Here is a 19956-nt window from a genome sequence, read left to right as displayed (position 1 = left end):
TTGTAACATAAAAGCCCTCAATCCTGATTGAGGGCTTTTATGATGAGTTATTAAGCGCTTAAGCTAACTTGATAGCTTAGTTTAATCGTCTGTGTAATCAGTACCATAATAACTAGCGAGCAATACTTGCTTAAGTTCGGCAATCAATGGGTAGCGCGGGTTTGCGCCGGTGCATTGGTCATCAAAGGCATCTTCTGCTAACTCGTCAAGTTTTGCGATAAAATCGGCTTCGTTGACGCCAGCTGCTTGGATCGAGCGTGGAATGCCAATCGTCTCCTTGAGCTCATCAATTTTTTTAAGCAGTGCCTCGACTTTTTCCTCATCACTAATGCCTTCGCCTGTAGCGCCTTCAAGTTTTAAATATTCTGCAATTTTTGCATAACGACAGAGTGCTTTAGGTCTGTCGTATTGACTAAACGCTGCCTGTTTCGTGGGTAAATCTGTTGCGTTAAAGCGGATCACATTGGTGATAAGTAACGCATTGGCTAAGCCATGGGCTAAATGGAACTCTGCACCTAGCTTGTGAGCCATAGAGTGGCAAATACCTAAAAAGGCATTGGCAAACGCAATTCCGGCAATGGTTGCACCATTATGTACTTTTTCGCGAGCCACTGGCGCATTTGCACCATGTTCATAGGCATCAGGCAGATACTTAAACAGTAAGTCTAGTGCTTGTAATGCTTGACCATCGCTATATTCGTTAGCCATTACACTCACGTATGCCTCTAATGCATGGGTCACCGCATCTATGCCACCAAAGGCCGTGAGTGACTTTGGCATATCCATTACCAGATTCGGATCAACGATTGCCATGTTTGGGGTTAACTCATAATCGGCAATCGGATACTTCATACCCGTTTTTTCATCTGTTACTACGGCAAAAGGAGTCACCTCAGAGCCTGTTCCAGATGTTGTTGGTATAGCAACCATTTTAGCTTTCTTACCCAATTTAGGAAATTTATAAATACGTTTTCTAATATCCATAAAGCGCAGTGCTAAGTCGGCAAAATCAACATCAGGATGTTCATACATTACCCAAATAATTTTAGCGGCGTCCATTGGCGAACCACCGCCTAAGGCGATAATGACGTCAGGTTGGAAGCTTTGAGCAACTTTGGCACCTTGTTTAACGATCTGCATGGTTGGGTCGGCCTCTACCTCGTAGAAGACTTCAGTTTCAACCCCTTGGCTTTTTAAAATCTTGATGGTCTCATCACAGTAACCGTTATTGAACAGGTATTTATCCGTTACAATAAGCGCACGTTTGTTATCGCTGAGCTCTTCTAGAGCGATAGGTAAGCTACCACGGCGGAAATAAATAGAAGAGGGAAGTTTGTGCCACAACATATTTTCAGCTCTCTTAGCGACCATTTTCTTATTGATTAAGTGGCTCGGGCCGACATTTTCTGAAATGGAGTTACCACCCCAAGAGCCACAACCTAAGGTTAACGATGGAGCGAGCTTGAAGTTATATAGATCGCCAATCCCGCCCTGTGAAGCTGGGGTATTGATTAAAATGCGCGCGGTTTTCATTCTAAAACCGAAGGCCTTAACTCTTTCGATTTGTGTATCTTGATCGGTATACAGACCCGATGTGTGCCCAATGCCCCCAAGGGTGACTAAGGCTTCAGCTTTATCCATTGCATCGTCAAAATCTGCTGCTCGGTACATAGCAAGTAGTGGTGATAGTTTTTCATGAGCAAAAGCTTCAGCTTCATCAATATCAGATACCTCACCAATGAGCACCTTAGTGGTGTGGTGCACCTCTATTGCAGCCATCTTGGCAATACTCGCGGCGCTTTGACCAACGATATCGGCATTTAGCACACCATTTTTTAAAATAACATCTTGCATAGCAGCAGTTTCTTCGGCATTTAATATATAACCGCCATGGCTTGCAAAACGCTCTTTAACCGCTTCGTAAACCTCATCTACAATGACAACCGCTTGCTCTGAAGCACAAACTACACCGTTATCGAAGGTCTTGGACATTAAAATAGAACTGACTGCACGTTTTATGTCAGCTGTCTCATCAATGACAATTGGCGTGTTACCTGCGCCGACACCAATAGCGGGTTTACCTGAAGAGTAGGCGGCTTTTACCATTCCTGGTCCGCCTGTCGCAAGAATAAGATTGATCTCTTTATGGGTCATCAATTGATTAGATAATGCCACGGATGGCTCATCTATCCAGCCAATAATATCTTTAGGTGCACCAGCAGCTACCGCAGCGTCTAATACAATACGTGCAGCTGTGGTTGTTGAATTTTTTGCTCTGGGATGCGGGGAGAAAATAATGCCGTTTCTAGTCTTAAGGCTGATCAGCGCCTTAAAAATGGCGGTAGAAGTTGGGTTTGTTGTTGGCACTATGCCGCAGATAATACCGACTGGCTCGGCAATGGTGATGGTTCCAAATGTAGGATCTTCTGATAGGATCCCGCAGGTCTTTTCATCTTTATATTTGTTATAGATATATTCTGAGGCAAAGTGGTTTTTAATCACTTTATCTTCAATGACTCCCATTTGAGTTTCACTTGCAGCCATCTTGGCAAGGGAGATCCGCGCATCTGCAGCGGCAAGGGCGGCGGCTCTGAAAATCTTATCGACTTGTTCCTGAGAGTAGTTAGCGAACGCCAGTTGCGCCGTTCGCACTTTATCTACTAGGAGGTTGAGTTCTTGCTCATTTGATACAGTCATAATCGCAATCCTGAAAAAATTTAGCCAAACCGTATTTGGCTAAACATTCTCCGGTGCTCTAAAATCCATTTGATGAAGAAAAATTACACGCAAAAGCACGGCTATGCCGTGATGAATGCCACAGTTTCGGGGCAATCTGTAATTTTACAACTAACTTAACCAACTCTTGTTGCGGTTTTGGGTCAGAGTTTTGAATAATTAATTAGAAAATTTTATTCAAAGTTGTGATTCAGGATAGAAAATCTCATTTTTTGTTTTTAGGGTCATGAGTTAGAGTAGCGCAACATTTTTTAGAACAGATAACGCCTTGGGCGCGTTGAGGATAAGACGTTGGATTTAACACTCTATGTTAAATTTTTTCTCGGCTTAGTCGCGATAATTAATCCATTTGGTTTATTACCGGTTTTTGTGAGCCTAACCAGTCATCAGACTGAAGTTGAACGTAATCAAACGGCCAAGGTTGCTAACTTCGCTGTTGTGGTGATTTTACTGGTAACGATATTTGCAGGGCAACACATACTAAATCTGTTTAGTATTTCGTTGTCAGCGTTTAGGATCGCAGGCGGTACGCTGATTGCCATCATTGCGATGTCGATGCTTCAAGGTAAATTGGGTGAAGTGAAACGGAACAAGGAAGAGGGACGAGAAGCCTCGGCTATGGACTCGGTCGCCGTCGTTCCATTAGCGCTGCCATTAATGGCTGGCCCTGGTGCGATCAGTTCTGTGATTGTTTCTTCTGCTGAGCATAGCAGCATAGAAAACCTTATCGGCATGTCAATTTCCATCATAGTGTTTGGTATATTGAGCTTTTTGCTGTTTAGAATGGCGCCGATAATTTTTAAATTACTCGGTAATACTGGCATTAACGTGATCACCCGTTTAATGGGCTTGATAATGTTGTCTATTGGTATTGAAGTGATAGCCGCAGGCGTTAAAGGTTTTTATCCTGGCTAATAACGAGCTAATAGATAGCTAAAGTTGCATAGGTATACTAAATGAAAGGCACTCGATGAGTGCCTTTCTTGTAAGTTTTAATCAATGAGCTAATCAACAACAAAATAGCAGGTTATGGTCGTAATTAGTAAGAGCATAAGCTAGGACTAAAACTCGCAATTAAGCTCCATCATAGAACCCGATTTTGGACTAAATAGGTGCTGATGCAATCTGGCGGCAAACTCGTCTGTCATGCCTGAAATATAGTCAGCTATCACTCTATGACTGTTTTCTCCTTGTTTTTCACTGGCAAGCCAACGTTCTTGGGTATTGAGTGGCAACAAGCGCTCTGGATCTGAAATAAAGGCTTCAAAGAGCTCCATCACAATCTGCTGTCCTTTATATTCAAGCATCTGGATCTCAGGCTTTCTAATCACATACTTAAATACAAACTGTTTTAGCACGTTAAGCGCAGCATCAAATGCTGGCTCTAATGCTGCATTATATTTTAATAAAGGCTCAGTAAATCCTTCGATTTCATTGATTGCTATTGCGGTGACAAAACCATTAACTAAGGTGCCAATTGCATCTTTACGTTGATGATGTTTAGCAGAGAATAAGCGTTGGCTTATTGTGGCAAACTCATTTTTTAGCCATGCATCTTCGCTATTACACAGCACTTGAGTGACGTCGTTGTTCCACTGATGTTCGCTGACAATGCCCATGACTATAGCATCTTCTAAATCGTGCACCGCGTAGGCAATATCGTCGGCTAGCTCCATGATTGAGCAATCAAGTGATTTATATCGGGTTCGTTTGTGCTGACCCTCGCTGACAGTATAGCTAGACAGAAATAACTGTTTGTCCTCTTTAGAAAGCGGTGCTAATACCCAATCTAAGATCTCTAGGTCATCATCAAAAATACCTTTTACGGGCGGCCACTGAGATGGCTTTAGTTGCCTAAAATGTTGGACAGATTCAATTGATTGTGCTCGACAAAGTTGTGAATAAGGCGCGGGATATTTTAAGATCCCAAGTAAGGTTCGCCTACAAAGGTTCATGCCGTAAAATTCGGTATAGGGTTCTAGGCGGGTTAATATTCTAAAAGTTTGTCCATTCCCTTCGAAGCCACCGTGGGCGCGCATCATATAGTTGAGGGCGACTTCACCTCCGTGTCCAAAAGGAGGGTGGCCAATATCGTGAGCTAAACATAAGGATTCGATTAAACTCATAGAATCGAGTAGAGGATTGAACTCAGGCTGTTTTTGCTTAAGCTGTGCCCTAATGCCAGTACCTATTTGAGACACCTCTAACGAATGTGTCAGCCGAGTACGATAAAAATCGTTCATGCCCACACCAAGTACTTGAGTTTTAGCTTGAAGTCGCCTAAAAGCGGCAGAGTGCAAGATCCGGGCACGATCACGCTGATAAGGACTACGATGATCATTGCGTCTAAGTTTATCTTCCCCTAAACGTCTTTCATTCCAAACCGAGTGTGTCATAGTCGAACCTCAAAAGGTGTTAAAGCAGTTTATTAATATCGTCGAGATCGAGAGTGAAGCTAGGAATAAAACATTCAACAAAGTATCTGACTGCAGGGTTAGGATCATTATTAATACTGTGTTCAAGTCTCTTTTGCGCGGTGTTGAACTCGGTATTTCCAGCGCGCTTTTCTTCAAGGCATTTAAGGTAGGCACACAAGGTATCAGCAGACTTCACCAGTGCTTTATATTGCGGATCGGCATACTCACTGGTGAGCAAGGCCTGATAATCACTTTTAAACTCATCTGGCACCATTTCAAGCAAACGGTGCTCAGCAATCGCTTCAATCTTTTTATATTCAGCTTCTATTTCTTTATTGAAATACTTAACGGGAGTTGGCAGATCGCCAGTTAATATTTCGCTGGCATCATGGAATATGGCGATGGTTGCAGCTTGGTATGGGTCAAACTTCCCATCAAATTTTTTGTTGCTAATTAAAGCAAGTGAATGCGCTACCATTGCGACCTGAAGAGAGTGTTCTTGAACATTTTCAGTTCTAATATTGTACATGAGTGGCCAGCGTTGAATTAATTTCATTCTAGCTAGGTGGGCAAATAAGTGGCTCATCGCATTCCTTGTAGGCATGTATACTTCAATGAATTCAGATTAGCATAGTTGTTATACAAAAAAACGACCCGAGGGTCGTTTTATCTATCTAGTTATTATAAATAATAATTTGATTAGCCACTTAGTCCACTTAGTCCACTTAGTCCACTTAGTCCACTTAGTCCACTTAGTCCACTTAGTCCACTTAGTTCACTTAGTTCACTTAGCTTAAGTGCTATTGCTTATAGTTTCCTAAAAAGTCGCCAAATTCCGACAGCGCCTTAGTTAACTCTTCTTTATGAGGCAGAAAAACGACGCGAACATGATCAGGCTCTGGATAGTTAAAGGCTGAACCTTGTACGAGTAAGATCTTGCGGTCTTTTAACAGGTCGAGAACCAAACGCTCATCATCACGTAAGTTAAACTTCTTTTGATCCAGCTTTGCAAAGGCATACAATGCGCCTTTAGGCGTTTTTACACTCACACCCGGAATCGAGTTAAGCATTTCAACACAGGCGTCACGTTGTACACGCAAGCGTCCGCCAGGTTGTACTAACTCCTGGATGCTTTGATAACCACCTAATGCTGTTTGAATCGCGTGCTGACTTGGTACGTTTGCGCATAGGCGCATAGATGCAAGCATATCCAAGCCTTCGATATAGCTCTTAGCCGATTTTAAGTTGCCTGTAAGCATCATCCAGCCTACGCGGAAACCTGCAGCACGATAAACTTTAGATAAACCGTTAAAAGTGACCGTTAAGATGTCGTCAGAGAGACTTGCTGCAGGAATATGTTCAGCTTCATCATATAGAATTTTGTCGTAGATCTCGTCAGCAAACAAAATCATATCGTTTTGGCGGCATAGTTCAATCACTTCAAGGATCAGTTCTCTTGAATAAACGGCGCCCGTTGGATTGTTCGGGTTGATAAGAACGATACCACGGGTTCTAGGCGTAATTTTACTCTTGATATCTTCAAGATCAGGGAACCAGTCAGACTCTTCATCACAGCGATAATGCTGCGCTTTACCACCAGAAAGGTGTACAGCAGCGGTCCATAGAGGGTAATCTGGTGACGGAACCAGTATTTCATCGCCACTATTAAGTAGGCCTTGCATCGCCATAACGATCAGTTCTGATACGCCATTACCGATATAGATGTCTTCGATATCAACACCGAAAATACCTTGAGACTGATAATGCTGCACAATCGCTTTACGTGCTGAGAATAGTCCTTTGGACTCGCAGTATCCTTGCGCACTTGGTAGGTTCAGAATAACATCACGAACGATCTCTTCAGGCGCTTCAAATCCAAATGGGGCAGGGTTGCCGATGTTAAGCTTTAGAATTCGATGACCTTCATCTTCTAGTCGACGGGCTTCTTTATGCACCGGACCGCGAATGTCATAACAAACAGAATCTAATTTATTGGATTTGATAATAGGGCGCATCTACACCTCGAAAATGCTGAAAATTTTAGCCAAACATACCTTTGACTTAGTTGCAGGCACAATAGCTAATTTCAATCGACAAATAAAGGATTAAATCACTAATTTAACGGCGTTAAAAAGTATATGATCTCAATTATCAGCTGCCGGATATTCATATTTAGATTTTTACACTGTTCCGGTGCCAATCTGGCAGTGCTAAGTTTGGTCTGTTCTACTACTAACACCATATAAAAACTAATTGATTAATTTGTTAACTTGATCGGACTTCAGTATGAGCAAACTCATTTCAGGACAAGACACAGCCAATAAAAAAGCCAGCGTATATACGCTGGCTTTTTTAAAGCAATGTTTAAAAACTTAAACGCGCTTTTTGAACTCGTTAGTACGAGTATCAATTTCAATCATGTCACCAGTTTTCACGAAATCAGCAACACTTAATGTACCGCCGCCAGTGATGGTAGCTGGCTTCATTACTTTACCTGAAGTATCACCACGAGCAGATGGCTCAGTGTAAGTCACTTCACGTACCACTGAAGTTGGTAGTTCAACTGAAATCGCTTTGCCTTCGTAGAAAGTAACTTGGCAATTTTCTTCCATACCGTCAACGATGTATGCTGCTGCATCGCCAAGGTTTTCTGCTTCAACGTCGTACTGGTTGTATTCAGCATCCATGAATACAAACATAGGGTCAGCAAAGTATGAATATGTACAATCTAGACGCTCTAGAATGATGTCTTCCATCTTGTCTTCACCTTTGAAGGTGCTTTCAGTAGAAGAGTCTTGTAGAACATGCTTAAGCTTTAATTTAACGATTGCAGCATTACGGCCAGAACGAGTTGTTTCAGTTTTTTGAACAACCCATGGGCTGCCATCTAACATGATCACGTTACCAGGACGGAGTTCATGAGCAGTTTTCATTACACTATTTCCTATTTTAGGTTTTTCTATTTAAACGTAGTATCTTAGCTATTTTTGACGAATTGAACTAGTCGAGAAACAAGATCTACATCATTTATTGCATCAATTGGCCATTGTTTAGCGTGCTGCAACAGTGGCAAACCGACTAAATTGATTTTTTGCCAGTAGCTAGCTGTTTGTTCTTGCTGTTCTTTATTAAAGGCAAGATTTAATGCTTTCCAGCTTATCGCTAATTCTGGCGGCAGATTATTACAGTAAAGCTGCATAAAGGCATCTAATTTTATTAGATGATAGTCATCTTCTTGTGCATATATGTGCCAAATGAAGGGTTTTGCGGCCCATTGGGCTCTTAAGAATGAATCTTCACCGCGCACAATATTAAAATCACAGCTCCAAAGTAACTTATCGTAACCTTCTTGATCTGTCATTGGCAAAATATGGATTACTAAATTCCCAAGCTTTATCTGCATTCCTGCACTGAGCTCTGCAATAGAGCAGGGGAGTATTGTTTGTAAGCTATTAAGGCTCCGCCCCTTAGGAAACAAAGCATGAATCGTTTGTTGGCTATCTTGCCATGTTTCACATAAAGCGAGTAACGCATCAGACTCATAGCTAAAAACGCTAACGACATTATCTTCAGGGCTTATGCCCCTAAGCCCGAGGCTTGCAAATAAATTGTGCCGATTTTGTGAGTCTTGCTGCCAAGCATCGCGCTGTTCAAACAGTTTATTTTCGCAAATGAGCCCACCAGTTTTAGCTGTGAATCCGGGGAAATAAAAGTATTTCTTCAATCCACTGGCTTGCATCGAAGGAAGTCCGTGACAGCCTTCTACCCAAGACTCTGCACTCAGGTATTCAAGATTAAGCCATAAAGGCGGTTTTGCTGCACTTGAATCGAGTTTGTATACCTGATGGATGGCGATTAAGTTGTTTTTAACAGACTCAGGCAATTCACACGCAAAGGCCTCAATAAGCACAGTACCGGCTTGATAAGAAATCGCTAATGGCTCAGACCACTGATTGATGGTGACACCAAAATGAACCTGGCTTATCAAGTTAGGATCGAGTGCGGGCAATATGTGTGAGAAGCTTTTTAAATCATCGACCCATAAGGTGATAGCAATAGGTTGCTCTGCAGACAATTGTTTTGCAAGTCGCCATGTGACGCCAATGTCACCATAATTATCAACGACCGCACAAAAGATATCCCAACGTTCTGGGCTATTTTGACTTGTCATATTACAAAACTCACTCTATCTGCTCAATGCGAGACGGTTAAATCGGCAATTGAGCCTTATTAATGAGACAAAAAAGCGGCATAATAATATGCCGCTTTTATAGAATTACGCTAAAAGTAAATGATTACCTTTAAGGTGTGATTCTTTAGTCTTCAAGCTCAGCTAAACACATCTCTTCATAGATCTGCTTAACCCATGCATCAACGCGCTCTTCTGTTAGTTCAGGCTGACGATCTTCGTCGATACCTAGACCTACAAAGTGCTTGTCGTCTGCTAAACCTTTTGATTCTTCGAAATCATAGCCTTCAGTTGGCCAATGGCCAATAACGACCGCGCCACGAGCTTCAACGATTTCGTTGACCATGCCCATAGCATCAAGGAAGTACTCTGCGTAATCTTCCTGATCGCCACAACCAAAGATTGCGACTAATTTGTCTTCGAAGTTGATTTGCTCAAGTTCAGGGAAAAAGTCGTCCCAGTCACATTGTGCTTCACCATAGTACCAAGTTGGAATGCCGAAAATGAGCAGATCGTAATCTGCAATTTGTTCCTTGGTACTTTTGGCAATATCTTTTACCTCAACCATTTTTTTACCCAGTTTCTTTTGGATAATCTTGGCTACGGCTTCGGTGTTGCCTGTATCAGACCCGAAAAAAAGACCTACAGTTGCCATTGTTGTTCCTTTAATATCTAGTTAACTATTAATGGTATGCGTGCATTTAAAAGTGGGTTAGTCACTAACCTGCTTTTGAAGTATAGATTCGATTAGTTGGCTACGGCTGATATTACTGGCCATAGCTTGTTCATTCAAGGCGTCGTACAAATCTTGTGACACCTTTAACTCTATTCGTTTTAATCCGTTTGCTCGATCACGCTGAATTTGGTTTCTTTTATTAATTTTAAGCTGTTGGTCCCGAGGCAAAGGATTGCTTCGAGGCCTACCACGTCGCTTTTCTGTTGCAAACAGATCAATGGTGGTTCTATCTGATGTTTCTTTTGCCATTGAGTTCGTATTTACCCGATGCCTGAGCTTTCCCAGGTCATCTGTATAATCCCTTTTGCAATAAACCCGGCGCAGCCGAGAAATAAAACTAGCCAAACAATGTTTCGCCCAAACGTCGGCACATTGCCTTGCTTGAGTACATCTCTAATGGCCATACCAATAAAAAAGAAAATGGCTGCAAAAAACAGGTTTAAGCCGAGAGCTTCAATCTGTTCCATATACTGCATCAACATTCGCCATTCCTTTCTAGGCTAAAAAAAGTTGCGCGAATATACCATATAAGTTTTCAAGCGGCTATATGCTTTACCGCTTTCTGTGGTGAAAAACAGCTTAACATTGTGTAATAAAATCTTTGACTATACGGTTAAAAATGCTGGCTTTTTGAGCGTGTAACCAATGACCCGTGCCTTCGATTGTTTTGGCTTTAACCGTTGGAAATTGTGACAGTATTGCTTGTCTGTGTTTAGCCGTCACATAATCTGAATCCCCTCCACGTATAAATAGACAAGGGCCTTGGTAGGAGAGATTAAAGGTTGGCCAATCAATAATATCGGCGTAACTGGCTTTTAAGCCGTCTAGGTTCATTTTCCATATAAAACCTTGCTCTGTGCGAGCAAGAGATTTTAATAAAAACTGCGCGGTACCCTCGTCAATATCACAAGATTGCATATGGGCGAGCGCTTGGCGTCTATCTTTAATCTCTGATAATGGCATGGATGCTAATGCAGTAAAGACTTTGTCATGGCGACTTTGGTAAGCTACCGGCGCGATATCTGCAACGACTAGCTGGCTAACACGCTCTGGGTAACTGAGTGCGGTTGCCATGGCTATTTTCCCCCCCATAGAATGTCCAATAAGAATCGCATCCTTGCAGTTAAGCTCATCAATCAAGTTAACCATGCTATCGGCTAGTGATTGATAACTCATATTGGCTACTTGGGGGCTGCTGCCGTGATTGAGTACATCAATGCGAACAACGGTAAAGTTTGCCTCGAGCTCTTTGCCCAAAGCCTTAAGGTTATCAAGATCACCAAATAAACCATGAATAAGGATAACTACGGGGCCTTGACCGCTTGTCACATAATGCATTGTCTTTCCACTTACTTGAATCGAATGGCGCAGATTGTGCCTTGGTTTACGCTAAAATCCAACAAAGAGCGCACATACCCGTGATTAACGCTTAAAAAGTAAACATTGTTTGTTTAGTAAATAGGATCTTTCTCCTCTGGATCGCAGTTTTCATTTAATGACGCTTTATCAAGGCTCTAAACCTCGCTACACTGGGCGGATAATTCGGGACAGTTATGCGATCTTTTTGCATTTTAGAACACCGATCCGCTTTTCTACTTAAGGAAGATAACCGTTATGAAATATATCGAAGTTGATGAAGAGCTTTATCGACACATCGCCAGCAAGACTGAACATATTGGCGAGAGCGCTTCGGATATTTTGCGCCGTATATTGGGATTACAAGTTGAATCAGTGGTTCAAGAAGCACCTGAAAAGATCAGTCATCCGAGTCTTGAGCACTCTTCACCTAAGCCAGTAAAGGTCGCTAAAGTAGCAACTAAGGCCGTTTCTGATTTTACCCGTTTGATCGATGTCGATGCGTTGGCAGCCCAAAAGGGCGCGGTAGGGCGTTTTCTATTTATTCTAGATACGGTTTATAGAGCATCAACGACACAATTTGAGCAGGTGTTACAAATTCAAGGGCGTGACCGCTTATACTTTGCGACGTCAAAAGATGCACTGTTAAAAGCCAGTAAATCAGCAAATCCAAAAGAGATAGGCCAAAGTGGTTTCTGGGTCACGACAAACAACAATACCGCTAAAAAGCGCACAATTCTTTCTGAAGTTTTGCTGCAGTTCGGTACGAATGAAGAGCAAGTGGCTCAAATTATAGAAAAAATTTAACGACATAAAGCGTTAACGTAAAATGTATAAGCTTGCTGTGACGACATTAAAAACACGGTAAATAAAGGAGAGGGTAATTGGCTACACACAAGAGAGCAGGATTGATTGCTGAGCAAAAGGATTTGGTCAATATCCCCAAACTCGTTAGCCTATATTATAGCTTAACGCCCGATGTGAGAGATGTAACTCAAAAAGTGACATTTGGTACCTCGGGTCATCGTGGAAGTGCGATGCAAAAAAGCTTTAATGAAGCACATATTGTTGCCATTGCTCAAGCAGTTGCTGATTATCGAAAGCAAGCCAATATCACGGGTAAGTTGATATTAGGTATTGATACACATGCCTTGTCACAACCCGCAGCCATGTCGGTTGTTGAAGTGTTAGTGGCTAACGAAGTTAGCGTTGTGGTTCATAAAAATGATGGTTTCACACCGACTCCAGTGGTGTCTCATGCGATTATTTGTGCCAACAATAATCCAGTAGACGGTTTAGTCGATGGCCTCATTGTAACGCCTTCCCATAATCCGCCTCAAGATGGTGGTATTAAATACAATCCTCCCCATGGTGGACCCGCTGAAGGCGAAATCACCACCTGGATTGAAGGCAGAGCCAACGAATATCTTGCTAAGCATTTAGCGGGCGTTAAGCGTACTCCATACAGCGCCGCGCTTGATAGTGGATATATAATAGAAGCCGACCTTATTTCACCTTATGTTGAAGACTTAAGTCAGGTCGTTGATATGCAGGCGATTGCAGATGCGAAACTCCGCTTGGGCGTCGACCCTCTCGGTGGCTCTGGGGTTCACTATTGGTCACCGATAGCAAAGCATTATGGTATCGACATCACAGTGCTTAACGACAAAGTCGACCCAAGTTTTAGCTTCATGCCTCTGGATAAAGACGGCAAGATCCGCATGGACTGCTCATCACCTTATGCAATGGCCGGTCTTTTAGAGCATAAAGATAATTTTGATCTTTGTTTAGGTAATGACCCTGACTTTGACCGTCATGGCATTGTCTGCCCTGGCAGTGGATTAATGAATCCCAATCATTTCCTTGCGGTTGCGATTGATTACCTAGTGACCCATCGACCTCATTGGACCGAACAGATGGTGATAGGTAAGACTTTAGTATCTAGTGCGATGATTGATAAAGTTTGTCAAATGCACAATAAACAGATGTCTGAAGTACCAGTAGGGTTTAAGTGGTTCGTTGAAGGCTTAGCCAATAGTGATTTTGCTTTTGGCGGTGAAGAAAGTGCTGGCGCAGCGTTTTTAAGAACAGATGGCAACACCTGGTGTACCGATAAAGATGGCTTTATTTTATGCTTGTTAGCGGCTGAAATTTTGGCTGTGACCGGTAAAACACCACAACAACGATACGATGAACTAGAAGCGCAGTTTGGTAAGAGTTTTTATCAACGCATCGATAGCCCTGTGAGCCTTGAAGACAAAGCTAAGTTTTCGAAGATTTCAGCAGATACGATTGCGGCGAATACCCTTGCCGGAGACGTTATCTTACAAAAGTTGACCCATGCACCGGGCAACGGCGCTGCTATTGGTGGTATTAAAGTTGTCACTGAAAAAGGCTGGTTTGCCGCTCGCCCATCGGGTACCGAAGCCTTATTTAAGCTTTATGGTGAAAGTTTTGTTAGCCAAGCCCATCTGGCTAAGCTGTTAGACGATGCGCAGCAGATTGTCGCTCAAGCATTAAAGTAACAAATACAGCAAAAAATATACTCATCAGTAATGACTAAAAAAGGCACCTTTCGGGTGCCTTTTACTGTTTATAAGCATTAGTGAGCATGTTGGGGTTAACGCCTTTGCTTCATTTGGCGTTGGGGCGATGACTAGTAGCTGATGTGGCAGCTCGGTAATTCGTTCTTAGCGAGGTAATTCTGATGGTACTCTTCGGCGTGATGAAACTGCTGGCAAGGGACGATTTCAGTTACCACGTGTCTCGCACCCCATTTTTGGCTTTTAATCAAAGCCAGTTTTGAGATCTCAGCCAGTTGTTTCTGCTGCTTATCGTGGAAAAAAACAGTACTTCGATACTGCGTTCCTATGTCTCCACCTTGTTGATTAAGGCTAGTTGGGTTATGGTTTTGCCAGAAAACATTGAGCAAATCATCAAACGACACAATGGCAGGATCGTATTTAACTTGTACGACTTCTGCATGACCGGTTGTGCCGGTTTTTACTTGCTGGTAGCGAGTGTATTGATCCTTACCGCCCATATAACCGCAAGTACAATCAATGACACCTTCGACTTCTCTAAAGAAATATTCAACTCCCCAAAAACAACCTGCGCCGAATGTTGCCAATGCCATAGTTTACCCCTTAGTGCAGCTCTCGAATGTTGATGACTTTGCCTAGTAGCCGTTTGGATGGCTAGATGTCTTTATCTTGTTTTATTTTTTTGGCTTATGCAAGCAGAAATTAGACTCGTTGATTATTAGTTATACTATCTCGATAAAATCTGTACCCGAATAGAGGGGCAAATATGCTATTATCCTTGGCAGAATCAGTTCAGAATGCCGTAGAAACAAATGCTTGTTGCTTAATGATTTCTCGGAATATAAAGCTGACGTACCAACAAATAAGGAGTAGTTTGTGTTTCACGAATTGAAACAGTCTAAGGACTTTTTAGCGCTTACCCTGGCACATCCACAATATTTACCAGAAACGTTCGAGTTTGAGCTTGATAATCAGATCCGAGTAGAAGTGTGGGACACGGGTGTTATCATGTTTGAGCCGATTAATGCTAAGCACACCAAAGATATTGTCTTATCTTGTGCGGTTCACGGCAACGAAACAGCTCCGATAGAACTGTGTAATGATCTCATGACACAACTACTGGGTGAGAACATCGCGCTAAAACAGCGAATACTATTTCTTATTGGTAATCCACCGGCTATCCATAACGGCACGCGCTTTATCGATGAAAATCTCAATCGATTATTTAATGGCGCGTACTCTCGTGGTGAGGGCTTGTGTAATCCTGAGCGGGTAAGAGCGCAAAAACTTGAGCATTATATCGATAAGTTTTTTGCCTCTCAATCAGGCGAACGCCACAGAATACATTATGACCTCCATACTGCAATTCGCCCCTCTAAACATGAAAAGTTTGCTATTTACCCTTATCGCGCCAACCGTAAATACAGTAAGCAACAGATCATGTTTCTCGAATCTTGCGGTGTAAATACTATTTTATTACACCACGAACCAACGACAACGTTCAGTTATTTCTCCTCTGAAAATTATCATGCCGACGCATTTACCATTGAACTGGGTAAGGTGTTTCCTATGGGGCAAAATGATATGACGCGCTTTATTGCGATGAAAGAGATGCTAACACTATTAATGACGGGCAAAGATCTACAGTTACCCGACTTTGATATGAAACGCTTAAATCTGTATCAAGTTTGCCGTTCGGTAAATAAACATTTTGATGATTTTGAATTTAGCTTCGCTAACGATGTTGAAAACTTTACTGCTTTTCCAAGAGGATACACCTTAGCGAAAGAGGGCGGCAAAGAAGTCAAAATCGAACAAGAGTTTGAATCGATTGTTTTTCCAAATGCAAAAGTACCTGTAGGGCAGCGGACGGTTTTGTGTTTAAAGCCTGCCGATGAAAGTCAATTGGACTAAATTCAAACTGAATAACTGTGCATGTAAACCAATATATACATGCACAGACATGCTTAGTTGTGGTTTCAATGATGGGAAGTGTTGAGAGTTAGTTTACGTTAACGTAATGTTCTTCCCGCGTATTAGAATAGCAAGGCGCCGTATTTAGTCGTTTAGCGGCACCAACAATAACAAGAGCACATTATGAGCAACGCAACAACGAATGCAGAAACAGTCCATCGCGTGAGCTTTCTTGATAAAGACTCACTGTCGATCCCGATTTTAAAAGTGTTACAAGCAGATGGTACCGCCTATGAAGGCGCCGTATTGCCTGTAATAGACGAAAAGCTAGCCAAACAGATCCATGATACTTGCGTATTTACCCGAGTATTAGACGAGCGTATGTTGGGCGCACAACGTCAAGGTAGAATTAGCTTCTATATGACTTGTACTGGTGAAGAGGCTTCTATTATTGGTAGCACAGCCGCCCTCGATGATGGCGACGTTATCTTAGCGCAATATCGTGAACATGCAGCGCTGCGTTACCGAGGTTTTACGACTGAACAATTTATGAACCAAATGTTCAGTAATGAGAAAGACTTTGGTAAAGGCCGTCAAATGCCAATCCATTACGGCAGCCAAGCACTTAACTATCAAACGATTTCTTCGCCGCTAGCAACTCAAATCCCCCAGGCAACAGGTGTGGCTTATAGCCTTAAAAGACAAGGTAAGCGTAATATTGCTATCTGTTACTTTGGTGAAGGTGCGGCTTCTGAAGGTGATTTCCATGCGGGCCTCAACATGGCTGCAGTGTTAAATTCTCCGGTTATTTTCTTTTGCCGTAACAATGGTTACGCAATTTCTACACCTACAGAAGAGCAGTTCAAAGGTAACGGTATCGCCAGTCGTGGCGTGGGTTACGGCATGCATACTATCCGTGTTGATGGTAACGATATGTTGGCCGTACTTGCGGCAACGCAACAAGCTCGTGCCTATGCATTAGAGCATAACGCGCCAGTACTTATTGAAGCTATGACCTATCGCTTGGGAGCACACTCTTCTTCAGATGATCCATCGGGTTACCGCTCTAAAGATGAAGAAGCAAAGTGGCAACAACACGATCCAGTAAAACGCTTCAAACTTTGGATGATCAATAAAGGCTGGATGAATGAGCAAGAAGATGCCGATCTGTATGTGAAATACCGTGAAGAGGTATTATCTGAACTCAAAGTGGCAGAAAAAATACCCACGCCTCATCTCGATAGCATCATCGAAGATGTTTACGATACGCCAACTCCTTTACTTAAAAAACAGTTAGCACAGCTGAAAGAACACGTTAAAAAATATCCAGAATCCTATCCAAAAAGCGCAGGGAGAGTATAAGCCGTGGCTCAAATGAATATGTTGCAAGCCATTAACCAAGCGCTGAGCTCGGAAATGGAATCAGATGAAACAATGACAGTGTTTGGCGAAGATGTCGGTCACTTTGGAGGGGTCTTTAGAGCAACCTCTGGCCTACAAGAAAAGTTTGGACGCGACCGTTGTTTTAATACGCCGTTAACCGAACAAGGCATAGCAGGCTTTGCCAATGGTTTAGCATCAAATGGCATGACGGCTGTCGCTGAGATCCAATTTGCCGATTATATTTTTCCTGCAATTGATCAAATCGTTAATGAAAGTGCCAAATTTAGATACCGCAGTGGTAACGAGTTTGATGTGGGCGGGCTGACCTTTAGAACTCCATATGGTGGCGGAATTGCAGGCGGTCACTATCACTCGCAATCACCAGAAGCTTATTTTACTCAAACACCAGGGCTTAAAGTGGTTGTGCCGCGTAATCCAGAGCAAGCGAAGGGCTTATTAATCGCCTCTATTCGTGATAAAAACCCGGTGATATTCTTCGAGCCTAAACGCTTATATCGCGCCTCAGTTGGTGATGTACCCGAAGGTGACTACGTTATCGAACTCGGTAAAGCGGAAGTCGTGAAAGTGGGGACTGATATCACGCTTCTAGGCTGGGGAGCTCAGATGGAGATCCTTGAAAAATCGGCTGAAATGGCGGCTAAAAAAGGTATTTCTTGTGAAATAATCGATTTAAGAACCTTGTCTCCTTGGGATGTCGATACTGTCGCGGCATCAGTAAAAAAGACTGGTCGCTTACTGATCAACCACGAAGCACCATTAACGGGTGGGTTCGCAGGGGAAATAGCAGCAACAATTCAAGAAGAGTGTTTCTTGTACCTTGAGTCGCCAATTGCCCGTGTTTGTGGTCTAGATACACCGTATCCTTTGATCCATGAAAAAGAATATATGCCAGATGCGTTAAAGACGTTTGAAGCAATCAAAGCTTCGGTTAAATTTTAGGAGCCCGCCATGATTAAAGATTTTATCCTTCCGGATATCGGCGAAGGCGTTGTCGAATGTGAGCTGGTTGAATGGTTAGTAGAAGAGGGTGATAGTGTTGTTGAAGATCAACCTATTGCCGATGTGATGACCGATAAAGCATTAGTGCAAATTCCTGCGCCCAATGCCGGTGTTATTACTAAGCTTCATTACGCCAAAGGTGAAATCGCTTTGGTGCACGCACCGCTTTATTCTGTCGATGTAACAGAAGAGCTGCAAGTGACGCCAAGCGCTGCTTCAGGCGAGAGCTCGATAAGTGACACAAACTTTGTCGAAACAGCCTCCGTACAAACAAGTCCGTCCGTAGCGAACACTGCAGGTGTGACTATTGAAGAGTTTTTACTGCCCGATATCGGTGAAGGTATTGTTGAGTGTGAACTTGTCGAATGGCTTGTTAACGAAGGTGATATGGTCGTTGAAGATCAGCCTATTGCCGATGTGATGACCGATAAAGCATTAGTGCAAATACCCGCCATAAAAAACGGTAAAATTAGTAAATTACATTACCGTAAAGGCCAGCTGGCACGTGTGCATGAGCCGCTATTTGCCATTGAAGTTGTATCAGATGTAAACAGTGTAAATGTCACTGATGCAAGCAAGACTAGCACCGTCGATACACTTGCTAATGCATCAGTAACAACAAATGAAATAGTGCCACAAGGCAAAGCGCTAGCAAGCCCTGCGGTGCGACGTTTGGCTCGCAGTCTAGATATTGATATCTCAACGGTGAGTGGCTCTGGTAAAAATGGCCGGGTGTACAAGGAAGATATTGAGCGTCACCACCTTGGCGGCGCGGCAATGCAGCCAGGTATCACTGACGCAGTCAGCACGGCTAAGGCAACGGCGCAAACAGTGGCAGTTGCTCAACACGCACAGGTTGAAAACTTGCAGGTTAAAAACCACGCCGATAGAGTTGAGCCGATAAAAGGTGTACGCGCCGTGATGGCGAAAATGATGATGGACTCTGTATCAACGATCCCACATTTTACCTATTGCGAAGAGTTTGATTTAACTGATTTAGTTGCACTACGTGAAAGCATGAAGAAAAAGTATTCATCAGACGAGCTCAAGCTCACCATGATGCCTTTCTTTATGAAGTCTATGTCACTGGCACTGGCTCAATTTCCAGATATGAACAGCCGAGTTAATGCTGACTGCACTGAGCAGACTTATCTTGCAAGCCATAACATAGGCATGGCAGTTGATTCTAAAGTGGGTCTACTTGTGCCTAATGTAAAAGATGTACAAGATAAAACGATTCTTGAAATCGCTACTGAGATCACGCGTTTAACTCATGCTGCACGAAGTGGCAGGGTATCTCCAGCGGATCTTAAAGGTGGCAGTATTTCAATTTCAAACATCGGTGCATTGGGTGGTACGGTGGCAACACCAATCATTAATAAGCCTGAAGTAGCGATAGTCGCCTTAGGTAAACTGCAAGTGCTACCGCGCTTTAATGAGAAAGGCGAAGTCGAAGCGCGTAAGATCATGCAGGTGAGTTGGTCTGGCGATCACCGGGTAATTGATGGTGGTACCATTGCTCGTTTTTGTAACTTGTGGAAACACTATTTAGAACAGCCACAAGAAATGTTGCTAGCCATGCGATAGCTATCAACAACGTGATAAAATGGCGCTAGTGATAGCGCCTTTTTTATCTCTATTAGCCCTGTAGTAGTTTTAAAT

At 42.8% G+C, this 19956-nt stretch carries 18 protein-coding genes; 7 read left to right on the top strand and 11 right to left on the bottom strand.

From position 1 onward, the window contains the following. Window positions 1-81: 81 nt before the first annotated feature. Complete coding sequence (gene adhE, locus ACVBJC_RS02570) at window positions 82-2697, bottom strand: bifunctional acetaldehyde-CoA/alcohol dehydrogenase (RefSeq protein ID WP_447159192.1); 2616 nt, start codon at window positions 2695-2697, stop codon at window positions 82-84. Window positions 2698-3027: 330 nt separating this feature from the next. Here adhE and ACVBJC_RS02565 point away from each other — a divergent pair, with 330 nt between their 5' ends. Continuing rightward, entirely contained in the window at window positions 3028-3651 is a 624-nt protein-coding gene (locus ACVBJC_RS02565) for a YchE family NAAT transporter (RefSeq protein WP_447159193.1), read from the top strand. A gap of 146 nt (window positions 3652-3797) precedes the next feature. Here the strand turns inward: ACVBJC_RS02565 and ACVBJC_RS02560 are convergent, their stop codons facing one another. From ACVBJC_RS02560 to ACVBJC_RS02520, 9 genes are all read right to left on the bottom strand, one after another. Then, on the bottom strand, window positions 3798-5132 hold the full coding sequence (locus ACVBJC_RS02560) for an anti-phage deoxyguanosine triphosphatase (RefSeq protein WP_447159194.1): 1335 nt from the start codon (window positions 5130-5132) through the stop codon (window positions 3798-3800). A 19-nt stretch (window positions 5133-5151) separates the two neighbouring features. After that, a complete protein-coding gene (gene yfbR, locus ACVBJC_RS02555; protein ID WP_447159362.1) occupies window positions 5152-5739 on the bottom strand; it encodes a 5'-deoxynucleotidase in 588 nt (195 codons plus the stop codon). A 214-nt stretch (window positions 5740-5953) separates the two neighbouring features. Continuing rightward, window positions 5954-7168: a pyridoxal phosphate-dependent aminotransferase gene (locus ACVBJC_RS02550; RefSeq protein ID WP_447159195.1), complete on the bottom strand. Its 1215-nt coding sequence runs from the start codon at window positions 7166-7168 to the stop codon at window positions 5954-5956. A gap of 357 nt (window positions 7169-7525) precedes the next feature. Then, a complete protein-coding gene (gene efp, locus ACVBJC_RS02545) occupies window positions 7526-8086 on the bottom strand; it encodes an elongation factor P (protein ID WP_447159196.1) in 561 nt (186 codons plus the stop codon). 44 nt (window positions 8087-8130) lie between these two features. Beyond that, complete coding sequence (earP, locus tag ACVBJC_RS02540; RefSeq protein ID WP_447159197.1) at window positions 8131-9324, bottom strand: elongation factor P maturation arginine rhamnosyltransferase EarP; 1194 nt, start codon at window positions 9322-9324, stop codon at window positions 8131-8133. Window positions 9325-9469: 145 nt separating this feature from the next. Next, window positions 9470-9997, bottom strand: a complete 528-nt coding sequence (gene fldA / locus ACVBJC_RS02535) for a flavodoxin FldA (RefSeq protein WP_447159198.1) — start codon at window positions 9995-9997, stop codon at window positions 9470-9472. 57 nt (window positions 9998-10054) lie between these two features. Then, the gene (gene ybfE, locus ACVBJC_RS02530; RefSeq protein ID WP_012277331.1) at window positions 10055-10327 is read right to left on the bottom strand and encodes a LexA regulated protein; all 273 of its coding nucleotides are present in this window, start codon (window positions 10325-10327) and stop codon (window positions 10055-10057) included. An 11-nt stretch (window positions 10328-10338) separates the two neighbouring features. Continuing rightward, window positions 10339-10560, bottom strand: a complete 222-nt coding sequence (locus ACVBJC_RS02525) for a DUF2788 domain-containing protein (RefSeq protein ID WP_012277330.1) — start codon at window positions 10558-10560, stop codon at window positions 10339-10341. Between the two features lie 97 nt (window positions 10561-10657). Next, window positions 10658-11416, bottom strand: coding sequence for an alpha/beta fold hydrolase (locus ACVBJC_RS02520; protein WP_447159199.1), 759 nt, complete (start codon window positions 11414-11416; stop codon window positions 10658-10660). Between the two features lie 276 nt (window positions 11417-11692). Here ACVBJC_RS02520 and seqA point away from each other — a divergent pair, with 276 nt between their 5' ends. Then, window positions 11693-12241, top strand: coding sequence for a replication initiation negative regulator SeqA (gene seqA / locus ACVBJC_RS02515; protein ID WP_447159200.1), 549 nt, complete (start codon window positions 11693-11695; stop codon window positions 12239-12241). A 77-nt stretch (window positions 12242-12318) separates the two neighbouring features. Further along, window positions 12319-13959: a phosphoglucomutase (alpha-D-glucose-1,6-bisphosphate-dependent) gene (gene pgm / locus ACVBJC_RS02510; RefSeq protein ID WP_447159201.1), complete on the top strand. Its 1641-nt coding sequence runs from the start codon at window positions 12319-12321 to the stop codon at window positions 13957-13959. 131 nt (window positions 13960-14090) lie between these two features. On the opposite strand, the gene msrA is transcribed toward pgm, so the two are convergent. After that, the gene (gene msrA, locus ACVBJC_RS02505) at window positions 14091-14570 is read right to left on the bottom strand and encodes a peptide-methionine (S)-S-oxide reductase MsrA (RefSeq protein ID WP_447159202.1); all 480 of its coding nucleotides are present in this window, start codon (window positions 14568-14570) and stop codon (window positions 14091-14093) included. 283 nt (window positions 14571-14853) lie between these two features. On the opposite strand from msrA, the gene astE reads away from it, so the two are divergent. From astE to ACVBJC_RS02485, 4 genes are all read left to right on the top strand, one after another. Next, window positions 14854-15891, top strand: coding sequence for a succinylglutamate desuccinylase (gene astE / locus ACVBJC_RS02500; RefSeq protein ID WP_447159203.1), 1038 nt, complete (start codon window positions 14854-14856; stop codon window positions 15889-15891). 183 nt (window positions 15892-16074) lie between these two features. Continuing rightward, complete coding sequence (locus ACVBJC_RS02495; RefSeq protein WP_447159204.1) at window positions 16075-17253, top strand: thiamine pyrophosphate-dependent dehydrogenase E1 component subunit alpha; 1179 nt, start codon at window positions 16075-16077, stop codon at window positions 17251-17253. A gap of 3 nt (window positions 17254-17256) precedes the next feature. After that, the gene (locus ACVBJC_RS02490; protein ID WP_447159205.1) at window positions 17257-18234 is read left to right on the top strand and encodes an alpha-ketoacid dehydrogenase subunit beta; all 978 of its coding nucleotides are present in this window, start codon (window positions 17257-17259) and stop codon (window positions 18232-18234) included. A gap of 9 nt (window positions 18235-18243) precedes the next feature. Next, on the top strand, window positions 18244-19881 hold the full coding sequence (locus tag ACVBJC_RS02485; protein ID WP_447159206.1) for a dihydrolipoyllysine-residue acetyltransferase: 1638 nt from the start codon (window positions 18244-18246) through the stop codon (window positions 19879-19881). Window positions 19882-19956: the final 75 nt, after the last annotated feature.

The sequence above is a fragment of the Shewanella sp. 0m-6 genome, from assembly GCF_052977325.1.
Note: the sequence above shows the minus strand (reverse complement) of the source record. Positions and strands in the feature narration are given on the sequence as shown.

Excerpts from the sequence above, each read along its gene's own strand:
- adhE (WP_447159192.1), bottom strand. The coding sequence starts at position 2,697 with ATGACTGTATCAAATGAGCAAGAACTCAACCTCCTAGTAGATAAAGTG.
- ACVBJC_RS02560 (WP_447159194.1), bottom strand. The coding sequence starts at position 5,132 with ATGACACACTCGGTTTGGAATGAAAGACGTTTAGGGGAAGATAAACTT.
- yfbR (WP_447159362.1), bottom strand. The coding sequence starts at position 5,739 with ATGAGCCACTTATTTGCCCACCTAGCTAGAATGAAATTAATTCAACGC.
- ACVBJC_RS02550 (WP_447159195.1), bottom strand. The coding sequence starts at position 7,168 with ATGCGCCCTATTATCAAATCCAATAAATTAGATTCTGTTTGTTATGAC.
- efp (WP_447159196.1), bottom strand. The coding sequence starts at position 8,086 with ATGAAAACTGCTCATGAACTCCGTCCTGGTAACGTGATCATGTTAGAT.
- earP (WP_447159197.1), bottom strand. The coding sequence starts at position 9,324 with ATGACAAGTCAAAATAGCCCAGAACGTTGGGATATCTTTTGTGCGGTC.
- fldA (WP_447159198.1), bottom strand. The coding sequence starts at position 9,997 with ATGGCAACTGTAGGTCTTTTTTTCGGGTCTGATACAGGCAACACCGAA.
- ybfE (WP_012277331.1), bottom strand. The coding sequence starts at position 10,327 with ATGGCAAAAGAAACATCAGATAGAACCACCATTGATCTGTTTGCAACA.
- ACVBJC_RS02525 (WP_012277330.1), bottom strand. The coding sequence starts at position 10,560 with ATGTTGATGCAGTATATGGAACAGATTGAAGCTCTCGGCTTAAACCTG.
- ACVBJC_RS02520 (WP_447159199.1), bottom strand. The coding sequence starts at position 11,416 with ATGCATTATGTGACAAGCGGTCAAGGCCCCGTAGTTATCCTTATTCAT.
- seqA (WP_447159200.1), top strand. The coding sequence starts at position 11,693 with ATGAAATATATCGAAGTTGATGAAGAGCTTTATCGACACATCGCCAGC.
- msrA (WP_447159202.1), bottom strand. The coding sequence starts at position 14,570 with ATGGCATTGGCAACATTCGGCGCAGGTTGTTTTTGGGGAGTTGAATAT.
- ACVBJC_RS02495 (WP_447159204.1), top strand. The coding sequence starts at position 16,075 with ATGAGCAACGCAACAACGAATGCAGAAACAGTCCATCGCGTGAGCTTT.
- ACVBJC_RS02485 (WP_447159206.1), top strand. The coding sequence starts at position 18,244 with ATGATTAAAGATTTTATCCTTCCGGATATCGGCGAAGGCGTTGTCGAA.